Here is a 19,614-nt window from a genome sequence, read left to right on the forward strand (position 1 = left end):
CTCCCGGGGGCGGCCCGTACGGCTGTCTGCCGGCCCGTACGGCTGCAGTGCCCGGGCCGGCGGCCGGTCAGGCCAGGCCGGCGACCAGCTCGGCGACCGGCTTGCGGCGGCCGGTGTAGAAGGGGATCTCCTCGCGGACGTGCCGCCGCGCCTCGGAGCCGCGCAGGTGGCGCATCAGGTCGACGATGCGGTGCAGCTCATCGGCTTCGAAGGCGAGGATCCACTCGTAGTCGCCGAGCGAGAAGGAGGCGACGGTGTTGGCGCGGACGTCGGGGAAGCCGCGGGCCATCTTGCCGTGGTCGGCGAGCATCCGGCGGCGGTCCTCGTCGGGGAGGAGGTACCAGTCGTAGGAGCGCACGAACGGGTAGACGCTCACGTAGTCGCGGGCGTGCTCGTCGGCCAGGAAGGCCGGGATGTGCGACTTGTTGAACTCGGCGGGGCGGTGCAGCGCCATGTTCGACCAGACCGGTTCCAGCGCGCGGCCCAGACGCGTGCGGCGGAAGCGGTTGTACGCCTCCTGGAGGTCGTCGGAGTTCTCCGAGTGCCACCAGATCATCACGTCCGCGTCGGCGCGCAGGCCGGAGAGGTCGTAGGTGCCGCGGACCACCACGTCCTTGGCGGCGAGCTGGGCGAACAGCTCCTCGACCTCGTCGGCGTAGCCGGACCGGTCCTCGGGGAGGACGTCGCGCAGCCTGAAGACCGACCAGAGGGTGTAGCGGATGACCTCGTTGAGGTCCCTGGCCTTCTTGCCGGCGTTGGGGATCTTGGCGGAGTCGGGGGTGGAAGCGTCTGTCATGTCGTCCATTCTCACTCGCCGCCGGCGAAGCCCGCCGCCAGGGTCCCGAGGACCTCGTCGGCGGCCCGCCGCGCGGAACCGACGCACGCCGGGATGCCGACGCCGTCGTAGAGCGCGCCGCAGACCCGCAGCGGGCCCGGCAGGCCGGCGACGGCGGCCCGGATGCGCGCCACCCGGTCCACGTGGCCGACGGTGTACTGCGGCAGCCCGCCGTCCCAGCGGGTGACGGTGGTGGCCACCGGCCGGGCGGCCAGGCCGACCGCCTCGCCGAGGTCGGCCAGGGAGAGCTTCACCAGTTCACCGTCGTCACGGGCGAGGTCGGCCTCGTCGCCGTAGCGGCCCAGGGAGGTGCGCAGAACGAAGAGGTCCGGGTCGGCCTCGGCGATCCAGTTCCACTTGTGGCCGGCGAAGGTGGACGCCTTGATCCGGTGGCCGTCGACCGGCGGGACGAGGAAGCCGCTGCCGCCGGGCACGGTGGTCAGGTCGGCGCGCCGGAAGGCCATGGTGACCAGCGCCATCGAGGCGTACTCGACGGCGGCCAGTTCGCCGGCGGCGGCCGGGCAGCCGGCGTGCAGCAGCCGTGCGGCGGCGGCCGCGGGGGCGGCCAGGACCACCGCGTCGGCGGTGAGCGTGCGCTCGCCCGCCCGGACGTGCCAGCCGTCCGCGCCGGTCCAGCGCAGCTCGTGCACCGGCGTGCGCAGCAGGATCTCGCCGCCGGAGCGGCGGACCGCGTCCGCGACCGCGCCGGGCAGGGTGCCGATGCCGCCGGCGATACCCATGAAGACCGGGGCCGGGCCGGTTGCAGCCGGCCCCTCGGGGACGGCGGCTGCGGCGCGCTCCTGGATGGCCCGGACCCCCTCGATCAGCGAACCGCCGCGGCGGGCCGCCTCGAAGAGCTGCGGCACGGCGGCGCGCATCGAGATGCGGTAGGCGTCGCCGGCGTAGACCCCGCCGAGCAGCGGCTCGACGAGCCGGTCGACGACCTCCCGGCCGAGCCGGGCCGCGACGTACTCGCCGACCCCGACGTCGGTGCCGGCCTCGGTCGTCGGCAGCGTCCGGTCCTCCTCGATGCGCGCCAGGCCCTCCGGGGAGAGCACCCCGGAGGCGGCCAGCGGCCCCAGGTCGCCGGGGACGCCCATGACGTGCCCCTTGGGCATCGGGCGGAGCGCACCGCGGGTCCACAGGGAGGCGGTGGCGGTGCCGGGCGGCTGGAGCCGGTCGGCCAGGCCCACGGCCCGCGCCAGCTCCACCGCCTCCGGCCGTCTGGCCAGCATCGACTCGGCGCCGAGATCGACCGGCACGCCCGCGATGTCGCCGGCCAGCAGCTTGCCGCCGAGGCGCTCCGACGCCTCCAGGAGGGTCACCCGGGCGCCGCCCGCCAGCAGCCGGTGCGCGGCGGCCAGCCCCGCGATGCCGCCGCCGACGACCACGACATGACCGGGCGCCCGGCCCGTACCGCTGTGCGCTGTGCTCATGCCCTCCACTCTCTCAGAGCCGCTCCGGGCCGTTCGGGGCCGGTCCGGGCCGTTGGGGACCGTTGGGGACCGTTGGGGACCGGGCGCACCGTTGACACCGGGCGGCGCCGGGCAAAGACTCGGGGCGGCGGGTGGCGATCTTCGTACCGCCCGGCCGCCCGAGCCGGTACGCGAGGACAGCGCAGAGCGCCCAGTCTGGGCAGACAGCGAGGACACAGCCTGATGACCGAGCCACACGCAGGGGACGCCGTACGGGACGTCTACATCGTCGACGCGGTGCGGACCCCGGTCGGCAAGTACGGCGGCGCACTGGCCGGGACGCGCCCCGACGACCTCGCCGCGCATGTGCTGCGCGCCCTGGTGGACCGCACCCCGCGGCTCGACCCGGCGCGGATCGACGACGTGTACTTCGGCGACGCCAACGGCGCGGGCGAGGACAACCGCAACGTGGCGCGGATGGCGGTGCTGCTGGCCGGGCTGCCGGTCACCGTGCCCGGCGTGACGGTCAACCGGCTGTGCGGGTCCGGGCTGGAGGCGGTCGTCCAGGCGGCGCGGGCGGTCGCGCACGGCGACGCGGAGATCGCGGTGGCCGGCGGCGTGGAGTCGATGAGCCGGGCACCGTACGTGCTGCGCAAGCCGGAGCGGGCCTTCCCTGCGGGCCATCAGGAGATGTTCTCCTCGACGCTGGGCTGGCGGATGGTCAATCCGCGGATGGCGCCGGAGTGGACGGTGTCGCTGGGGGAGGGCGCCGAGCTGGTCGCCGAGAAGCACGGCATCACCCGCGAGCAGCAGGACGTGTTCGCGCTGGCCAGCCATCAGAAGGCGGTCCGGGCCTGGGCGGCGGGCGACTACGCCGCGGAGGTCGTGCCGGTGCCGGGGGTGGACCTGGCCCGCGACGAGACGATCCGGGAGAACTCCTCGCTGGAGGCGCTCTCCAAACTGAAGCCGGTGTTCCGCGCCGAGGGCGGCACGGTCACCGCCGGCAACTCCTCGCCGCTCAACGACGGCGCCGCCGCGCTGCTGCTGGTCAGCGAGGAGGGGCTGCGGGCCACCGGGCGGGAGCCGCTGGCCCGCGTCCGGTCGAGCGCGGTGACCGGCGTCGAGCCGCAGCTGTTCGGGCTGGGCCCGGTCGAGGCGGTCCGGCGGGCGCTGGCGCGGGCCGGACGGGGCTTCGCCGACCTGGCGGTCTGCGAGCTGAACGAGGCGTTCGCGGCCCAGGCGCTGGGCTGCGTCGCCCAGTGGCCGGAACTCGACCCCACGGTGGTCAATCCGCGCGGCGGCGCCATCGCCATCGGCCACCCGCTGGGCGCCTCCGGGGCCCGGCTCGCCGGCGCGGTGGCCCACCAGCTCGCCGCCCGGGGCTCGGGCACCGGCCTGGCGGCCCTGTGCATCGGCGTGGGCCAGGGGTCGGCGATGGTACTGGAGCGCTAGCCAGGGCCTTCTCCGATGGGCAGGCCCCGGGAAGGACCGAGGGGCGGGCGTCCACCGGGCGGGCGGCGGCGCCGTGGGGCACACTCGTTGACTAATCAACTGCCCCCGTGATCCCGGAGGTTGACCCGATGGCCCTGCTCGATCCCAAGGACTGGTGTGCCCTGCGCGGCGGCCCCGCCGCGGCGCTGGAGCCCGCGACCGGCGAGGCGCTGGCGGAGCTGACGCTGGCCGCGCCCGCCGATGTCGCGGACGCGGCGGTCGCGGCCGCCGCGGCGCAGCGGGACTGGGCGCGCCGGCCGTACGCGGAACGCGCCGCGGTGCTGCGCCGGGCCGGCGACCTCGTGCACCGGCACGCCGGGGAGATCGGCGAGTGGCTCGTCCGGGAGGCCGGCAGCGTCCGCGGCAAGGCCGAGTTCGAGATCCGCACCGCGGCCGAGGAGTGCTACGAGGCCGCGGCGCTCGCTCACCGCCCGCTCGGCCAGGTGCTGCCCTCGGGCGCGCCGCGCCTGTCGTACACCACCCGGGTGCCGGCCGGCGTGGTCGCGGTGATCACGCCGTTCAACGTCCCGCTGGTCCTCGCCGTCCGGTCCGTCGCGCCGGCCCTGGCGCTGGGCAACGCGGTGCTGCTCAAGCCCGATCCGCGGACCGCGGTGTGCGGCGGGCACGTGCTCGCCGCGGTGTTCGCCGAGGCCGGTCTGCCGGCGGGGCTGCTGCACGTCCTGCCCGGCGGCGCGGACGCCGGGCGGGCGCTGGTCGAGGACCCGCGGGTGCGGGTGGTCTCCTTCACCGGCTCGACCGCGGCCGGCCGCAGTGTCGGCGCGCTGGCCGCCCGGCACCTCAAGCGGGCCCATCTCGAACTGGGCGGCAACAGCGCCTTCCTGGTGCTGCCGGACGCCGATCTGGACGCGGCGATGTCCAGCGCCGCGTGGGCGTCGTTCTTCCACCAGGGCCAGGTGTGTATGACGGCCGGCCGGCACCTCGTGCCCGCCTCGCTCTACGACGAGTACGTGGCGCGGCTGGCGGCGAAGGCGGACGCGCTGACGGTCGGGGACCCGTTCCGCGCACAGGTCCACCTCGGCCCGGTCATCGACCGCGGCCAGCTCGGCAGGATCGACGCGCTGGTGCGGGAGAGCGCCGCGGCGGGCGTGCGGATCGCCGCCGGCGGCACCCACGAGGAGCTGTTCTACCGGCCGACGGTCCTCGCCGACGCGGGCCCGGACGCGACCGGGCCGGGCTCGGTGGGCGCCTCCCCCGCGTACCGCGAGGAGGTCTTCGGGCCGGTCGCGCCGGTCCGCGCCTTCCGGACCCTCGACGAGGCGGTGGCGCTGGCCAACGAGTCGTCCTACGGGCTGGCGCTGGGCATCGTCACCCGCGACGCGGCCCGCGCCCTGGAGCTGGCCGACCGGATCCCGACCGGGCTGCTGCACATCAACGACCAGACCGTCAACGACGAGCCGGTGGCGGCCTTCGGCGGGCTGGCCGACTCCGGGACCGGCTCCCGCTTCGGGGGCGAGGCCAACCTCGACGCGTTCACCGAGACCCGCTGGACGACGGTGCGCGCCACCCCGGCGGCCTACCCCTTCTGATGCCGCCGGTCCCGCACCGCGGCACCCCGCACCGCGATCATGGAACGCGGCACCGAACGAGAGGAGACGGCGATGGCGGCGCCGGAGCGGCTGGTGGTCATCGGCGGCGACGCGGCGGGGATGTCCGCCGCCTCACAGGCCCGGCGGCTGAAGGGCCCGGACGCGCTGGCCATCACGGCCTTCGAGCGCGGCCGCTTCACGTCGTACTCCGCCTGCGGCATCCCGTACTGGGTGGGCGGCCTGGTGGACGGCCCGGACGCCCTGATCGCCCGCACCGCGGACGAGCACCGGGCCCGCGGCATCGACCTGCGGCTGCGCACCGAGGTCACCGAGCTCGACCTGGACCGGGGCCGGGTGCGCAGCCGGGATCTGGCGGCCGGCGGCCGGGAGGAGTGGACCGGCTTCGACAAGCTGGTGGTGGCCACCGGGGCGCGCCCGCTGCGACCGCCGCTGCCGGGGATCGACGCGCCGGGCGTGTACGGGGTGCAGACGCTGGAGGACGGGCGGCGGCTGCTGGCCGGTCTGCGCGGCGCGCCGGTCCGGCGGGCGGTGGTGATCGGCGCCGGCTACATCGGCGTCGAGATGGCCGAGGCGCTGGTCCACCGGGGCTACGAGGTGACGGTACTGGAGCGGAGCGCGCAGCCGATGTCCACCCTGGACCCGGACATGGGGGCGCTGGTGCACACCGCGATGTCCGGGATGGGCATCAAGGTGGTGACCGGTGCGCGGGTGACCGCCGTGCTGACACAGGGGGCGGACGGTCCGGCGCGCGCGGTGGTCACGGACGACGCCGAGTACCCGGCGGACGTGGTCGTGCTGGGGCTGGGCGTGCGCCCGGAGACCGCGCTGGCCGAGGCGGCGGGGCTGCCGCTGGGCACGTCCGGCGGCCTGCGCACCGACCTGGCGATGCGGGTGGCCGGCCAGGAGCACGTGTGGGCGGGCGGGGACTGCGTCGAGGTGCGCGACCTGGTCACCGGTGAGTACCGGCACATCGCGCTGGGCACCCACGCCAACAAGCACGGCCAGGTCATCGGGTCCAATGTGGCGGGCGGCTATGCGACCTTCCCGGGGGTCGTGGGTACGGCCGTCAGCAAGGTCTGCGATCTGGAGATCGCCCGCACCGGGCTGCTGGAGCGCCAGGCGCGGGCGGCGGGGCTGCGGTTCGTGACCGTCACCATCGAGTCGACCAGCCGCGCCGGCTACTACCCCGAGGCCCGCCCGATGCAGGTGAAGATGCTCGCCGAGCGGCGCACCGGGCGGCTGCTGGGGGTGCAGATCGTCGGCCGGGAGGGCGCCGGGAAGCGGGTGGACATCGCCGCGGTGGCGCTCACCGCGGGGATGACGGTGGAGCAGATGACCGCCCTGGACCTGGGCTACGCCCCGCCGTTCTCGCCGGTGTGGGACCCGGTCCTGGTGGCGGCCCGCAAGGCGACCGCGGCGGTACGGGAGGCCGGGGCCTGACCCGGTGGGGGCGGCCCGGCCTCCCGCCCCGTTCAGCGCGCGGTCTGCGTGTGGACGTACTCGGCGAGGCGGGTCAGCGCGTCCGGGTCGGTGTCGGGCAGCACGCCGTGGCCGAGGTTGAAGATGTGGCCCGGGAGACCGGCGGCGGCGTCGAGGACCTCGCGGGCCTTGGTCTCGACGGCCTCGCGGGGGGCGAAGAGCACGGCCGGGTCGAGGTTGCCCTGGAGCGCCTTGCCGGGGCCGACCCGGCGGGCCGCCTCGTCCAGCGGGACCCGCCAGTCGGCGCCGACCACGTCCGCGCCGGCCTCGCCCAGCAGGCCGAGGAGTTCGCCGGTGCCGACGCCGAAGTGGATCCGCGGGACGCCGTAGGAGGCGACCGCGTCGAAGACCTTGGCGGAGGCCGGCAGCACCGCGCGCCGGTAGTCGGCCGGGGAGAGCGCGCCGACCCAGGAGTCGAAGAGCTGCACCGCGCTCGCGCCGGCCTCGATCTGGACCTTCAGGAAGGCGGCGGTGATGTCCGCGAGCCGGTCGATCAGGTCGGCCCACAGCTGCGGGTCGCCGTACATCAGGGCCTTGGTGTGCTCGTGGTTGCGGGACGGGCCGCCCTCGACGAGGTAGCTGGCGAGCGTGAACGGGGCGCCCGCGAAGCCGATCAGCGGGGTGCCGCCCAGCTCACGGGTGAGCAGGCCGATGGCCTCGGTGACGTAGGAGACGTCGCCGGGCTCCAGCGGGCGCAGCCGCTCCAGGTCGGCGCGGCTGCGGATCGGGTTGTCGATGACCGGGCCGATGCCGGGCTTGATGTCGAGGTCGACGCCGATGGCCTTCAGGGGCACCACGATGTCGCTGTAGTAGATGGCGGCGTCCACGCCGTGCCGGCGGACGGGCTGGAGCGTGATCTCGGTGACCAGCTCGGGCCGCATGCAGGAGTCCAGCATCGCGATGCCCTCGCGGACCTTGCGGTACTCGGGGAGCGAGCGCCCGGCCTGCCGCATGAACCACACCGGTGTGTGCGGCACCGGCTCGCGCCGGCACGCCTTGAGGAAGGCCGAGTCGTATGTCGCGGTCTGCTGCTGGCCCGTCGGGGCATCGTTGGCGCTCACGCGGCAAATCTTCGCATGCGCCCCTCGGCACCTCCGAACGGGCGACGCGCGCATCGGGTGTCCTCCCCGTATGCGCGCCGTCTTCCGCCTACCCTTCCGGGCATGGCTGCGGCTCAAGAACACCTCGCGGACAGCGCGGACGAGACACCGATCCCCTTCCGTCAGGCGGTCGAGGCGCTCCGCGCGGCCCGGCTGCGGCCGGAGATCGAGACCGACCCGACCCCCGCGCCGAAACGGCTCGCACCGTACGCCTACGCACTGGAGGCCGCGGTCGTCGAACGCGGGGCGGGGCCGGACGGCGAGGACCGGGATCTGGCGGACGGCCGGCTGGTGGTGCTGCACCAGCCGGCCGGCGACGAGACCTGGCAGGGGACGTTCCGGGTGGTGACGCTGGCCCGTGCGGAGCTGGAGCCGGAGATGGGCACCGATCCGCTGCTGCCCGAGGTGTCGTGGTCCTGGCTGACCGGTGCGCTGGAGGCGCGCGGGGTGCGCTACGGCGCGCCGAGCGGGACGGTCACCCGGGCCGGGTCGCACTACTTCGGCGGGCTGGCGGCGCGGGAGCCGGTGACCCAGATCGAGATCAGGGCGTCGTGGACGCCTGAGGAGGGGCCCGGCGGGGTGCCGGATCTCGCGGCGCATCTGTCGGCGTGGTGCGATCTGCTGTGCCAGGTGGCGGGCCTGCCGCCGACCCCGCTCGACCCGCCGCCGCACGGCGGGGTGGTGGCGCTGCCACAGCGCCGCGGTCCGCAGGCCCGCTGAGGGAGCAATACGACGGCGAGGTGCCGTGTGTCCGGGTTGTCCGGATGCGCGGCACTTCGCCGTTTCCGTACGCCTGTGATCACCTCGATGTGCACTCCATGCTCACCTTGATCGCTCACGCATCCGATTTGCCCGAATTGCCCCTAACTAAATCGTGATCAAACTCTAAAGTCCCGCCGGATTGCTGCCGAAGAGGTCAGTGACCCTTCAAACACGGATCATTCCGGCTTTCCCCAGCCGGCTTCCGTCCCCGCCACTCCCCAGGAGGCCCGGTGTCAGTTCTCCTTGAGCAGCCTTCGAGCCTGGTCGCCTACCGCCCGAACAAGCCGACCGCCATGGTCGTCGTGGCCGACCCTCGCGTCCGCTCCACCGTCACCCGTCACCTGTGGGCCCTCGGCGTACGTGACGTGATCGAGGCGTCGTCCATCGCGGAGGCCCGCCCCCGCGTCGGCAACCCACGCGACATCTGCGTGGCCGACGTCCACCTTCCCGACGGCTCCGGCCTCACACTGCTGTCTGAGACCCGGGCGGCCGGCTGGCCCAACGGCCTCGCGCTCTCCGCGGCCGACGACATCGGTGCCGTGCGCAACGCCCTCGCCGGCGGCGTCAAGGGCTACGTCGTCACCGGCACCCGCACCAACCTCGGCCTGCCGGGCCGGCCGGGCACCTCGCCGATCGGGGCCAACGCGGCCCGGATGCAGCGCCGCCCGCCGGGCGCCCCGGGCCACCCCGGCGGCTACCGTGAGCTGTCCGGACGCGAGGTGGAGGTGTTGCGGCTGGTGGCGGAGGGCCAGTCGAACAAGGCCATCGGCGTCTCGATGGGACTCTCGGCACTGACCGTGAAGAGCCACCTCGCACGGATCGCGCGCAAGCTCGGCACCGGCGACCGGGCCGGGATGGTGGCGGTCGCGCTGCGCACCGGCATCATCCACTGAAGCCCGCTCCCCGCCCCTTCTCGCCCGTCGAGGGAACATTCCCCCGACGGGCGACGTGCATCCACGGATACCCTTGACTGGTGACCGACGCCCAAAAGACCGCAGCAGACACGACACTGCGAGCACCCGGAGAGTCGCCTCCGGCCTCCCCACCGGCGCCGGTACCCCTACTGGACCCCCGCGAGGGCATCCCCCCGGTGACCGCCACGCCCGAGGCGCTCGCCGAGGTCGTCGCCGCCTTCGCGGCCGGCCGCGGCCCGGTCGCGGTGGACGCCGAGCGCGCCTCCGGCTACCGCTACGGCCAGCGCGCCTACCTGGTCCAGCTGCGCCGCGAGGGCGCCGGCAGCGTACTGATCGACCCGGTCGGCTGCCCCGATCTCTCCGCACTGGGGGAGGCGCTCTCCGACGCCGAGTGGGTGCTGCACGCCGCCACCCAGGATCTGCCCTGCCTGCGCGACATAGGGATGGTCCCGAGCCGGCTGTTCGACACCGAGCTGGCCGGGCGGCTGGCCGGCTTCGCCCGGGTCGGCCTGGGCGCCATGGTCGAGAACGTCCTCGGCTTCGCCCTGGAGAAGGGCCACTCCGCCGTCGACTGGTCCACCCGCCCGCTGCCCGAGCCGTGGCTGCGCTACGCCGCGCTCGACGTCGAGCTGCTGGTGGACCTGCGCGACGCGCTGGAGGAGGAGCTGGACCGGCAGGGCAAGCTGGAGTGGGCCCGGCAGGAGTTCGCGGCAATCGCCGCCGCTCCCCCGCCGCCACCCCGCAAGGACCCCTGGCGCCGCACGTCCGGCATGCACAAGGTGCGCCGGCGCCGGCAGATGGCGGTGGTCCGGGAGCTGTGGACGCTGCGCGACCAGATCGCCCAGCGGCGCGACGTCTCGCCCGGCAAGGTGCTCGGCGACGCCGCGATCATCGAGGCCGCGCTCCAACTCCCGCCCAACACCCACGCGCTGGCCGCACTGTCCGGTTTCGGGCACCGGATGGGCCGGCGTCAGCTGGAGCAGTGGCAGGGCGCGGTCGACCGGGCGCGGTCGCTGCCGGAGAGCGAGCTACCGCAGCCCGGCCAGCCGCTCAACGGCCCGCCGCCGCCCCGCTCGTGGGCCGACAAGGACCCGGCCGCGGCGGCCCGGCTCTCGGCCGCCCGCGGCGCGGTGACCGCGCTCGCCGAGCGGCTGAACCTCCCCCAGGAGAATCTGATCACCCCCGACACCGTGCGCCGGCTGTGCTGGGAGCCGCCGGCCGGCCCGACCCCGGAGACGGTCGCCGACGTCCTGGCCGGACACGGCGCCCGTCCCTGGCAGATCGAGCTGGTCGCGCCGCTCCTCACCGAGGCCCTGCTGTCGGGCACCGGGGACGGCTGACGCCCCCGGCACTCCCCCGCCCCCGTCGACCGGGACCGATCCCAGGGATCAGTCCCGGTCGACGTGCGTCCGGAGCACCTTGCGGTTGGTGGCGTCGATGTCGTAGGTGGTCTTCTTCCAGTCGCCGGTGGTGACCACGTCCACCGACCAGGCCGGCTTCCTGCTGCCGTGGTCGGCCTCGCCCAGCTCCACGGCGCTGACCGTGCCCCTGGTCCTGGCGGTGGCCGTCGCCACGGCCTGCTGCGGGGTGACGGTGGCCGCGGCGAGCCGGTCGGCCAGCTTTCTCCGGTCGCCGGCGTCGTCCGCGTCGGTGCGCGGCGGCTCAGCCCTGCCGGTGACCGCGTCGACGTGGACCACACGGGCCGTCCCGCCGGAGGTGGCGATCTCCGTCCGCCAATACGGGCTCTTCGGCGTGCCCTTGAGCTCGGCCGCGACCGGCTTCGCGGCCCGCACCTCGGCGACGGCCGCGCGCAGCGCCCGCTCGTAGTCGACCCTGGCGGCGGGGATCAGCGCCTTCCGTTCGGCCTGGTCCGCGGTGAGCCCGGTGCCGGGCGAGGCCGCGGGGGCCGCGGCGGGGGCGGCCCGCTCGTGGCCGGCGGCGCCGGTCCCGGTGGCGTGGTCGTTCCCGCAGCCCGCGAGCAGGGCACCGCCCAGGGCGACGACGGTGCACAGCACCGCACTCCTCTGTGTAGTCATGTGATCACTTTAAGTGAGGGAGGGTCGGGTTTGCGTCAGGACCCGTCGGGATCCGGGCGATTCCGGTCGCCTGTTCCGCGCTCGCGCCCGCCCGCGGGGCGCATGACGCCTTCCGGCCCGCCCGCCCGGAGCGGTGTGACCTTCACCGCTCCGGGCGGTGGGGGTGGGCAGGTTGGTTACCCGTAAGTAGCATGTCGGTGGGACGCGCCCCCGGGGCGCCCCGCAGCAGTGCCATCCCGCACCTGGAGGAGAGCCAACGTGCCTCGTACCGCTAGGGACGTCGTCTTCGTCGACGGCGTCCGCACCCCGTTCGGCAAGGCGGGCCCGAAGGGCATTTACCACGAGACCCGCGCCGACGACCTGGTCGTCAAGTGCATCCGGGAGCTGCTGCGCCGCAACCCGGATCTGGACCCGGCCCGTATCGACGAGGTCGCCCTCGCCGCCACCACCCAGATCGGCGACCAGGGCCTGACCCTGGGCCGTACCGCCGCCATCCTGGCGGGACTGCCGCAGTCCGTGCCCGGGTTCTCCGTGGACCGGATGTGCGCCGGTGCGATGACGGCGGTGACCAGCGTCGCCGGCGGGGTGGCCTTCGGCGCGTACGACCTCGCCGTCGCCGGCGGTGTCGAGCACATGGGCCGGCACCCGATGGGCGAGGGCGTGGACCCCAACCCGCGCTTCGTGAGCGAGAAGCTGGTCGACCAGTCCGCTCTGTTCATGGGCATGACCGCCGAGAACCTCCACGACCGGCTGCCGCACCTCACCAAGCAGCGCGCCGACGAGTACGCGGTGCGCAGCCAGGAGAAGGCCGCGAAGGCGTACGCCAACGGCAAGATCCAGCAGGACCTGGTGCCGATCTCGGTGCGCCGCACCAACGCCGAAGCCGGCGAGACCGGTTGGGGCCTGGCCACCGCCGACGAGCCGATGCGTCCGGGCACCACGCTGGAGAACCTCGCCGGTCTGAAGACCCCGTTCCGCCCGCACGGCCGGGTGACCGCGGGCAACGCCGCCGGTCTCAACGACGGCGCCACCGCCTCGCTGATCGCCGCCGAGGACGTCGCCCGCGAGCTGGGCCTGCCGGTCAAGATGCGCCTGGTGGACTACGCCTTCGCCGGTGTCGAGCCCGAGGTGATGGGCATCGGCCCGGTCCCGGCGACCGAGAAGGCGCTGGCCAAGGCCGGTCTGACGATCGACGACATCGGTCTGTTCGAGATCAACGAGGCGTTCGCCGTCCAGGTGCTCTCGCTGCTCGACCACTACGGCATCGCCGACGACGACCCGCGCGTCAACCAGTACGGCGGCGCGATCGCCTTCGGCCACCCGCTGGCGTCGTCCGGCGTGCGTCTGATGACGCAGCTGGCGCGGCAGTTCGAGGAGCAGCCCGAGGTCCGCTACGGCATCACCACCATGTGCGTCGGCTTCGGCATGGGCGGCACCGTTATCTGGGAGAACCCGCACCACAAGGGGGCAGGCAAGTGACCACCACCGCCGAGCTGTTGAAGGGTGCGGCCGAGCTGTTCCCCGACGAGGTCGTGACGCAGGCGCACGTGCGCCACCTCGACCTCCCCAAGGGCGCCGGCCGGTTCGCGCTCATCACGCTGGACAACGGCCTGGACCACACCAAGCCGACCACCTTCGGACCGCAGTCGCTGGCGAACCTCAACGCCGCGATCGACCAGGTCGAGAAGGAGGCCGCGGACGGCGCGATCGTCGGCGCCGGCATCACCGGCAAGCCGTTCATCTTCGCCGTGGGCGCCGACCTCAAGGGCGTCGAGCTGCTCAAGCGCCACGAGGACGCGCTGGCCATCGGCAAGGGCGGCCACGACGTCTTCAAGCGGCTGGCGACGCTGGCCGTGCCGACCTTCGCGTACTACAACGGCGCCGCGATGGGCGGCGGTGTCGAGGTCGGTCTGCACTGCACCTACCGCACCGTCTCCAAGGCGCTGCCGGCCTTCTCGCTGCCCGAGGTCTTCCTGGGCCTGGTGCCCGGCTGGGGCGGCTGCACCCTGCTGCCGAACCTCATCGGCGCGGACAAGGCGATCTCGGTGATCATCGAGAACTCGCTCAACCAGAACAAGCAGCTCAAGGGTCAGCAGGTCTTCGAGCTCGGCATCGCGGACGCGCTCTTCGAGGGCGCGGACTTCCTGGAGCGGTCGCTGGACTGGACCGCGTCGGTGCTGACGGGCGAGGCCGAGGTCAGCCGGCCCGAGGTCGACCGCGGCGAGGCATGGGACGCCGCCGTGCAGCGCGGCAAGGCGATCGCGGACGGCAAGGTGCACGGCGCGGCCCCGGCCGCCTACCGCGCGCTGGACATCATCGCGGCCGCCAAGAACGGCGACCTGCGGCAGGGCTTCGACGCGGAGGACCAGGCGCTCGCCGACCTCATCATGGGCGGCGAACTGCGCTCCGGCATCTACGCGTTCAACCTGGTGCAGAAGCGCGCCAAGCGCCCGGCGGGCGCGCCGGACAAGTCGCTGGCCCGCCCCGTCACCAAGGTGGGCGTGGTCGGCGCCGGCCTGATGGCCTCTCAGCTGGCGCTGCTGTTCGCCCGCCGCCTGGAGGTCCCGGTCGTCCTCACCGACATCGACCAGGCCCGCATCGACAAGGGCGTGCAGTACGTCCACGGCGAGATCGACAAGCTGCTGCTCAAGGGCCGGGTCAATCAGGACAAGGCGAACCGCCTCAAGGGCCTGGTCTCCGGCCACCTGGACAAGGCCGCGGCGTTCGGCGACGCGGACTTCGTCATCGAGGCCGTCTTCGAGGAGATGGGCGTCAAGCAGCAGGTGTTCGCGGAGGTCGAGGCAGTGGTGCCGGAGCACGCCGTGCTCGCCACCAACACCTCCTCCCTCTCGGTCACCGAGATGGCCTCCAAGCTCAAGCACCCCGAGCGGGTCGTGGGCTTCCACTTCTTCAACCCGGTCGCGGTCCTGCCGCTGCTGGAGATCGTCCGGGCAGAGAAGACCGACGACGCGTCGCTGGCCACCGCCTTCGCGGTCGCCAAGTCGCTGAAGAAGACGGCCGTGCTGGTGAAGGACGCCCCGGCGTTCGTCGTCAACCGCATCCTGACCCGCTTCATGGGCGAGATCCAGAACGTCATCGACGAGGGCACCCCGGTCGCCGTCGCCGAGAAGGCGGTCGAGCCGCTCGGCCTGCCGATGTCGCCGCTGGTCCTGCTGGAGCTGGTCGGCCCGGCGATCGGCCTGCACGTCTCCGAGACGCTGCACGGCGCCTTCCCGGAGCGCTTCACGGTCTCCCCGAACCTCAAGGCGGTCGTCGAGGCCGGCAAGCGCGGCTTCTACGTCTACGACTCCGGCGCGCCGGAGCTGGACCCGGAGGTCGCCGCGCTGCTGAAGCAGGGTGACTCCGTGCTGACCGAGGAGCAGGTGCGCGACCGCGTGCTGGACGCCGTGGCGCAGGAGATCGGCCTGATGCTGGACGAGGGCGTGGTCGCCGAGGCGCAGGACATCGACCTGTGCCTGATCACCGGTGCCGGCTGGCCCTTCCACCTGGGCGGCATCACGCCGTACCTGGACCGCGAGGGCGTCTCCGAGCGGGTGACGGGCAAGAAGTTCCTGGCGCAGGGGATCGCGAGCGTTCCCGCGTAGGGCCGTAACGGACCTCCGCGGCACGGACGTTGGCGCGCGGACCGGCTCGGTGGAGCCGGTCCGCGCGTCTTTCGTGTGCCCGGACGCATCCGCCGGCGGTGCCGCCCGTGGCAGGCTGGCGGCATGGATTCCTTGGTCATCGTCGATGCCGCGAACGTCGTCGGCTCGGTGCCGGACGGCTGGTGGCGGGATCGGCGCGGGGCGGCCGAGCGGCTGCGGGACGCGCTGCCCGGCTGTGCGGACTCCGGGCTGCCGGGGCTGGCCGATCCGCCGCTGGAGCTGGTGCTGGTGGTGGAGGGCGCGGCGCGCGGGGTGGCGTCCGTACCGGGCGTGCGGGTGGTGTCGGCGTACGGCAGCGGCGACGACGCGATCGTGGAGCTGGTGGCCGATGAGGGCGCCGGGCGGGACTGTCTGGTGGTCACCGCGGACCGCGGGCTGCGGGAGCGCGTACAGGCGCTGGGCGCCCGTGTGACGGGCCCCCGGACGGTGTGGGGTGGCAGAGGGCGCGGCGGGGCGTCATAGCCCGCGAGAACGGCGTGTGCGGCCGCGCGGCCGTCCGGCCTACGACCGGGCGCCGGCCGCGGCACGCTCCCGTTGCCTGAGGGCCAGGCGGCTGTGCGAACGGCCGTAGACGAAGTAGAGGACGAAGCCGAGCGCCATCCAGATCGCGAAGCGGATCCAGGTCTCGGCGGGCAGGTTGAGCATCAGCCAGAGCGACGCCAGCACCGACAGCAGCGGGACGTACGGCACCCACGGGGTGCGGAAGGCGCGCGGCAGGTCGGGGCGGGAGCGGCGGAGCAGGACGACGCCGACGGCGACCACGACGAAGGCGAAGAGCGTGCCGATGTTGACGAGTTCGGCGAGCACGTCGATGGAGGTGAAGCCGGAGACCACCGCGACGACGACGCCCAGCACGATGGTCGAGCGGTGCGGGGTGCCGAATTTGGGGTGCACGCGGGAGAAAACCTGCGGCAGCAGTCCGTCCCGGCTCATCGCGAAGAACACCCGGCTCTGGCCGAGCAGCAGGATCATGCACACCGAGGTCAGGCCGACCGCCGCGCCGAAGCTGATCAGGCCCGCGTAGAAGGGGCGCCCGACGTGCTTGAAGGCGTCGGCCAGCGGGGCGTCGACGGAGAGCGTGCTGTATTTCTCCATGCCGGTGACGACGACCGACACGGCGACGTAGAGCAGGGTGCAGATGGCCAGGGAGCCGAGGATGCCGCGCGGCAGGTCGCGCTGCGGGACGCGGGTCTCCTCGGCCGCGGTGGCCACGATGTCGAAGCCGATGAAGGCGAAGAAGACCACCGCGGCGGCCGCGAAGATGCCCATCACGCCGAAGTGGGACGGGGCGAAGCCGAACATCAGCTGGGAGAGCGGCGCGGCCAGGCCGCCGCCGGCCGTGGCGGGCCGGGAGGGCGGGATGAACGGGTCGTAGTTGGCGCCGGAGACGAAGAACGCGCCGGCGACGACGACCAGCAGCACGACGGTGACCTTGACGCCCACGACCACGGCCGTCACCCGGGAGGAGAGCTTCATGCCGAGCACCAGGATGGCGGTGAGGGCCAGGACCAGGACACAGGCGAGCAGGTCGAACCCGAAGCGCCCCTCGTGGCTGCCGGACAGCTCCGGCGGCAGGTGCAGCCCCCCGGTGTCGAGCAGCGAGCGGACGTAGCCGGACCAGCCGACGGAGACCACCGCGCACCCCAGGGCCAGCTCCAGGATGAGGTCCCAGCCGATGATCCAGGCGGGCAGTTCGCCCAGCGAGGCGTACGAGAAGGTGTAGGCGGAGCCGGCGACCGGCACGGTGGAGGCGAACTCCGCGTAGCACAGCGCCGCCAGCGCGCAGACCACACCGGCGACGACGAAGGAGAGCGCGACGGCGGGTCCCGCCTGCTCCTTGGCGATCTTCCCGGTGAGGACGAAGATGCCGGTGCCGATCACCACACCGACGCCGAAGACGGTCAGGTCCAGCGCCGAGAGGGACTTCTTGAGGGCGTGCTCCGGCTCCTCGGTGTCCTGGATGGACTGCTCGATGCTCTTCGTCCGCAGGACGCTCCGGTCCCGGCGCGTCCCCTCCCGGGGCCCGTGTCCCGGCCCGTGTCCCTGTGGCCCGTGTCCCGGTCCATGTCCCTGTGGTCCGTGCTCTGTGCTCATGGGTGAACCTCCGCCTGGACGACCTCGCGACTGCGCTGAACTGACCGAGTCTCCGCAATGTCGGGAAGGGGTCGTCGTCGGCGGGCCCTCGGGGTGCGGGGATTCACCCGATGGGTGGGGGCATCACACCGGACGCCGATGGGCCGGCCGGAACATCCGTGGGGACGTCCGGCCGGCCCATCGAGCGGGCGGTGCGGGCCGCGGTCAGTCGCCGGCCACCTCGGCGGGCGCGGGGGCGGCGGCGTCGCGGTTGTCCATCTTGGCGACCAGGCCGGTCACCTGGCGGGCGATGTCCGGCGCGGTGAGCCCGACCTCGGCCATGACCTCCTTGCGGGAGGCGTGGTCCAGGAACCGCGCGGGGATCCCGAAGTCGCGCAGCGGGATGTCCACGCCGGCGTCCCGGAGCGCCTGGGCGATGGCCGAACCGACGCCGCCGGTGCGGATGTTGTCCTCGACGGTGACCACGACCCGGTGCTCGGCGGCCAGGCCCGGCAGCGCCTCGTCGACCGGCTTGACCCAGCGGGGGTCCACGACGGTGGTGGAGATGCCCTGCTTGTCGAGGAGGTCGGCGACCTCCAGGCACATCGGGGCGAGCGCGCCGACCGACACCAGCAGGACGTCGGGGCGCCCGTCGGTGCCGGCCTCGCGCAGCACGTCCATGCCGCCGACCCGGCGGACCGCCTCGACCGCCGGGCCGACCGCGCCCTTGGAGTAGCGCACCACGGTCGGCGCGTCGTCGACCTCGACGGCCTCCCGCAGCTGGAGGCGCACCTGCTCGGCGTCGCGCGGCGCGGCCAGCCGCAGGCCGGGGACGACCTGGAGGATCGACATGTCCCACATGCCGTTGTGCGAGGCGCCGTCGGTGCCGGTGATGCCGGCCCGGTCCAGGACGAAGGTGACACCGCACCGGTGCAGCGCGACGTCCATCAGGACCTGGTCGAAGGCGCGGTTGAGGAAGGTGGCGTAGACCGCGAAGACCGGGTGGAGTCCGGCGGTGGCCATGCCGGCGGCGGAGACCGCGGCGTGCTGCTCGGCGATGCCGACGTCGTAGACCCGGTCCGGGAACGCCTTGGCGAACTTCTCCAGGCCGACCGGCTGGAGCATCGCCGCCGTGATGGCGACGATGTCCTCGCGCTCCCTGCCCAGCGCGACCATCTCGTCGCCGAAGACGCCGGTCCAGTCCTTGCCGCCGGAGGAGATCGGCAGGCCGGTGTCCGGGTGGATCGGGCCGATGCCGTGGAAGCGGTCGGCCTCGTCCTGCTCGGCGGGCCGGTAGCCGCGGCCCTTCTGGGTGAGGCAGTGGACGATCACCGGGCCGCCGAAGCGCTTGGCGCGGGCCAGCGCGGACTCCAGCGCCTCGATGTCGTGGCCGTCGATCGGGCCGACGTACTTCAGACCCAGGTCCTCGAACATGCCCTGCGGCGCGATGAAGTCCTTCAGGCCCTTCTTGGCGCCGTGCAGGGTCTCGTAGAGGGGCTTGCCGACGACCGGGGTGCGCTCCAGGATGTCCTTGCCGCGGGCCAGGAAGCGCTCGTAGCCGTCGGTGGTGCGCAGGGTGGCGAGGTGGTTGGCCAGGCCGCCGATGGTCGGCGCGTAGGAGCGCTCGTTGTCGTTGACGACGATGACCAGCGGGCGGTCCTTGGCGGCGGCGATGTTGTTGAGCGCCTCCCAGGCCATGCCGCCGGTGAGGGCGCCGTCGCCGATGACGGCCACCACCCGGTCGTCCCGGCCGCGGACCTCGTTGGCCTTGGCGATGCCCTCGGCCCAGCCCAGGACGGTGGAGGCGTGGCTGTTCTCGATGACGTCGTGCGCGGACTCGGCGCGGGAGGGGTAGCCCGAGAGGCCGCCCTTGGCCTTGAGCCGGGAGAAGTCCTGGCGGCCGGTCAGCAGCTTGTGGACGTAGGACTGGTGTCCGGTGTCCCACAGGACCTTGTCCTTGGGGGAATGGAAGACGCGGTGCAGGGCGATGGTCAGCTCGACCACGCCGAGGTTCGGGCCGAGGTGTCCGCCGGTCTTGGAGACCGCGTCGACGAGGAAACCACGGATCTCCGCCGCCAGCTGTGCGAGCTGCTCAGGGCTGAGCCGGTCCAGGTCGCGCGGCCCCTTGATACGGGTCAGCAATGCCACCCCATGCCTCCTTGCTGCCGTAGGTCGAGCTTGCCGATCAGATGAGTCTAATGTCGCGCCCGCCGCCGGCGCGGCCGGGCCTCGCGATGCATGTCACTCGGGTGAATGCCCCCTCGAACGCCGTTGCG

15 protein-coding genes are annotated in these 19,614 nt (G+C 73.7%); 9 read left to right on the top strand and 6 right to left on the bottom strand.

Features of this window, described 5'->3' with window-relative positions; translation table 11 throughout:
• Positions 1-67: 67 nt before the first annotated feature.
• Both hemQ and hemG read right to left on the bottom strand, forming a co-directional pair.
• Positions 68-805: a hydrogen peroxide-dependent heme synthase gene (gene hemQ, locus ACRAS8_RS08570; protein WP_438485352.1), complete on the bottom strand. Its 738-nt coding sequence runs from the start codon at positions 803-805 to the stop codon at positions 68-70.
• A gap of 2 nt (positions 806-807) precedes the next feature.
• Positions 808-2,280: a protoporphyrinogen oxidase gene (gene hemG, locus ACRAS8_RS08575; protein WP_438485353.1), complete on the bottom strand. Its 1,473-nt coding sequence runs from the start codon at positions 2,278-2,280 to the stop codon at positions 808-810.
• 213 nt (positions 2,281-2,493) lie between these two features.
• Between hemG and ACRAS8_RS08580 the strand changes: the two genes are divergently transcribed.
• The 3 genes from ACRAS8_RS08580 to ACRAS8_RS08590 all read left to right on the top strand — a co-directional run bounded on the left by ACRAS8_RS08580 (position 2,494) and on the right by ACRAS8_RS08590 (position 6,749).
• Positions 2,494-3,702 carry a thiolase family protein gene (locus ACRAS8_RS08580; RefSeq protein WP_438485354.1) on the top strand — a complete coding sequence of 403 codons (1,209 nt, stop codon included), beginning with the start codon at positions 2,494-2,496 and terminating at the stop codon, positions 3,700-3,702.
• Between the two features lie 128 nt (positions 3,703-3,830).
• Positions 3,831-5,288, top strand: a complete 1,458-nt coding sequence (locus ACRAS8_RS08585) for an aldehyde dehydrogenase family protein (RefSeq protein ID WP_438490389.1) — start codon at positions 3,831-3,833, stop codon at positions 5,286-5,288.
• A gap of 72 nt (positions 5,289-5,360) precedes the next feature.
• On the top strand, positions 5,361-6,749 hold the full coding sequence (locus tag ACRAS8_RS08590; protein WP_438490390.1) for an FAD-dependent oxidoreductase: 1,389 nt from the start codon (positions 5,361-5,363) through the stop codon (positions 6,747-6,749).
• Positions 6,750-6,781: 32 nt separating this feature from the next.
• Here the strand turns inward: ACRAS8_RS08590 and hemE are convergent, their stop codons facing one another.
• A complete protein-coding gene (gene hemE, locus ACRAS8_RS08595) occupies positions 6,782-7,849 on the bottom strand; it encodes a uroporphyrinogen decarboxylase (RefSeq protein ID WP_438485355.1) in 1,068 nt (355 codons plus the stop codon).
• 102 nt (positions 7,850-7,951) lie between these two features.
• Here hemE and ACRAS8_RS08600 point away from each other — a divergent pair, with 102 nt between their 5' ends.
• From ACRAS8_RS08600 to ACRAS8_RS08610, 3 genes are all read left to right on the top strand, one after another.
• Positions 7,952-8,608, top strand: a complete 657-nt coding sequence (locus ACRAS8_RS08600; RefSeq protein ID WP_438485356.1) for a DUF3000 domain-containing protein — start codon at positions 7,952-7,954, stop codon at positions 8,606-8,608.
• 272 nt (positions 8,609-8,880) lie between these two features.
• The gene (locus tag ACRAS8_RS08605) at positions 8,881-9,543 is read left to right on the top strand and encodes a response regulator transcription factor (RefSeq protein ID WP_018536954.1); all 663 of its coding nucleotides are present in this window, start codon (positions 8,881-8,883) and stop codon (positions 9,541-9,543) included.
• 80 nt (positions 9,544-9,623) lie between these two features.
• Positions 9,624-10,904: a ribonuclease D gene (locus ACRAS8_RS08610; protein WP_438485357.1), complete on the top strand. Its 1,281-nt coding sequence runs from the start codon at positions 9,624-9,626 to the stop codon at positions 10,902-10,904.
• A 48-nt stretch (positions 10,905-10,952) separates the two neighbouring features.
• Here ACRAS8_RS08610 and ACRAS8_RS08615 read toward each other — a convergent pair whose 3' ends face one another.
• Positions 10,953-11,600, bottom strand: a complete 648-nt coding sequence (locus ACRAS8_RS08615) for a PepSY domain-containing protein (protein WP_438485358.1) — start codon at positions 11,598-11,600, stop codon at positions 10,953-10,955.
• A gap of 258 nt (positions 11,601-11,858) precedes the next feature.
• On the opposite strand from ACRAS8_RS08615, the gene ACRAS8_RS08620 reads away from it, so the two are divergent.
• The 3 genes from ACRAS8_RS08620 to ACRAS8_RS08630 all read left to right on the top strand — a co-directional run bounded on the left by ACRAS8_RS08620 (position 11,859) and on the right by ACRAS8_RS08630 (position 15,727).
• Positions 11,859-13,079 (top strand): thiolase family protein, encoded by a 1,221-nt coding sequence (locus ACRAS8_RS08620; RefSeq protein ID WP_438485359.1) that lies wholly within the window; start codon positions 11,859-11,861, stop codon positions 13,077-13,079.
• Positions 13,076-15,205 carry a 3-hydroxyacyl-CoA dehydrogenase NAD-binding domain-containing protein gene (locus tag ACRAS8_RS08625; protein ID WP_438485360.1) on the top strand — a complete coding sequence of 710 codons (2,130 nt, stop codon included), beginning with the start codon at positions 13,076-13,078 and terminating at the stop codon, positions 15,203-15,205. The genes ACRAS8_RS08620 and ACRAS8_RS08625 overlap by 4 nt, the downstream gene beginning before the upstream one ends.
• 123 nt (positions 15,206-15,328) lie before the next feature.
• Positions 15,329-15,727 (top strand): NTP pyrophosphohydrolase, encoded by a 399-nt coding sequence (locus tag ACRAS8_RS08630; RefSeq protein WP_438485361.1) that lies wholly within the window; start codon positions 15,329-15,331, stop codon positions 15,725-15,727.
• 39 nt (positions 15,728-15,766) lie between these two features.
• On the opposite strand, the gene ACRAS8_RS08635 is transcribed toward ACRAS8_RS08630, so the two are convergent.
• Both ACRAS8_RS08635 and dxs read right to left on the bottom strand, forming a co-directional pair.
• Entirely contained in the window at positions 15,767-17,359 is a 1,593-nt protein-coding gene (locus ACRAS8_RS08635; RefSeq protein WP_438485362.1) for an amino acid permease, read from the bottom strand.
• A gap of 204 nt (positions 17,360-17,563) precedes the next feature.
• On the bottom strand, positions 17,564-19,486 hold the full coding sequence (gene dxs, locus ACRAS8_RS08640) for a 1-deoxy-D-xylulose-5-phosphate synthase (protein WP_438485363.1): 1,923 nt from the start codon (positions 19,484-19,486) through the stop codon (positions 17,564-17,566).
• Positions 19,487-19,614: the final 128 nt, after the last annotated feature.

It is taken from the genome of Streptomyces sp. S186, from assembly GCF_051603415.1.
Lineage (GTDB): Bacteria > Actinomycetota > Actinomycetes > Streptomycetales > Streptomycetaceae > Streptomyces.